Here is a 1,271-nt window from a genome sequence, read left to right as displayed (position 1 = left end):
CAAGACGCGCGCGATCACGCACCGGATCGCCTACGGCGTCCTGTCCGGCGCGTACCAACCAGGCCGGGTGCTCGCGGTGACGTTCACGGCGCGGGCCGCCGGCGAGATGCGCACCAGGCTGCGCGAGCTCGGCGTGCCGGGCGTGCAGGCGCGGACCTTCCATTCGGCTGCCCTGCGCCAGTTGCACTACTTCTGGCCCCAGGCGATCGGCGGAGCCGCCCCGGAGGTGTTGAAGCACAAGGCTCCCGCGGTGGCCGAGGCGGGTTCGCGGCTGCGGCTGCAGCTCGACCGCACCACGATCCGCGACCTGGCCGCCGAGGTCGAGTGGGCCAAGGTCAGCATGCTCACGCCGGAGACCTACCCCGCGGCCGCGCGGCGTGCGGGCCGTGACCCTGCCGGTCTCGACGCGACCGCGATGGCCCGGGTGCTGGAGACCTACGAGGAGGTCAAGGCCGAGCGCCACGTCATCGACTTCGAGGACGTCCTGCTGATGACGGCCGGCATCCTTGCCGAGCGCGACGACATCGCCCGCACGGTGCGCTCGCAGTATCGCCACTTCGTGGTCGACGAGTACCAGGACGTCAACGCGGTCCAGCAACACCTGCTCGACCTGTGGCTCGGCGACCGCTCGGACCTGTGCGTGGTGGGCGACGCGGCCCAGACGATCTACTCCTTCACCGGTGCATCGCCGCGCCACCTGCTGGAGTTCCCGAACCGCCACCCCGGGGCCGAGACGGTGGAGCTGGTGCGCAACTACCGCTCGACCCCGCAGGTGATCTCGCTGGCCAACCTCGTGGTCCGCGGTGGTCCACAGGGCCGCCAGGGCCGGACCATCGAGCTGCGCGCCCAGGGAGCCCCGGGCCCCGAGCCCCGACTGACGGCCTACCCGGACGACCAGGCGGAGGCGGTGGGGGTCGCGGGCCAGGTGGCGGCCCTCGTCGGGCAGGGTGTGCCCGCCAGTGAGATCGCGATCCTCTTCCGCACCAATGCCCAGTCCCAGGGCTTCGAGTCCGCCCTGGCCGACGTCGAGATCCCCTACCTGGTGCGCGGTGGTGAGCGCTTCTTCCAGCGCCAGGAGGTCCGGCAGGCGGTGCTGCTGCTGCGCGGGGCGGCCCGCAGCGACGACGCCACCAAGCCGCTCGGTGACCTCGTGCGTGACGTCCTCGGCGGCGCCGGCTGGGGTCCCACCCCGCCGAGCAGCGGCGGCGCGACCCGCGAGAAGTGGGAGTCGCTGCAGGCGCTCGCCTCGCTGGCCGACGAGTTCGCGGCGG

Annotated in this window: 1 protein-coding gene; it reads left to right on the top strand. The window is 72.9% G+C overall.

Annotated elements, in window-relative coordinates:
* On the top strand, nt 1-1,271 hold a 1,271-nt coding region (locus FRW57_RS21745), incomplete at both ends, for an ATP-dependent helicase (protein ID WP_152187053.1).

Source organism: Segeticoccus rhizosphaerae (assembly GCF_009192725.1).
In the GTDB taxonomy this organism is placed as follows: Bacteria; Actinomycetota; Actinomycetes; order Actinomycetales; family Dermatophilaceae; genus Segeticoccus; species Segeticoccus rhizosphaerae.
This window is presented reverse-complemented; position numbering and strand designations above follow the sequence as displayed.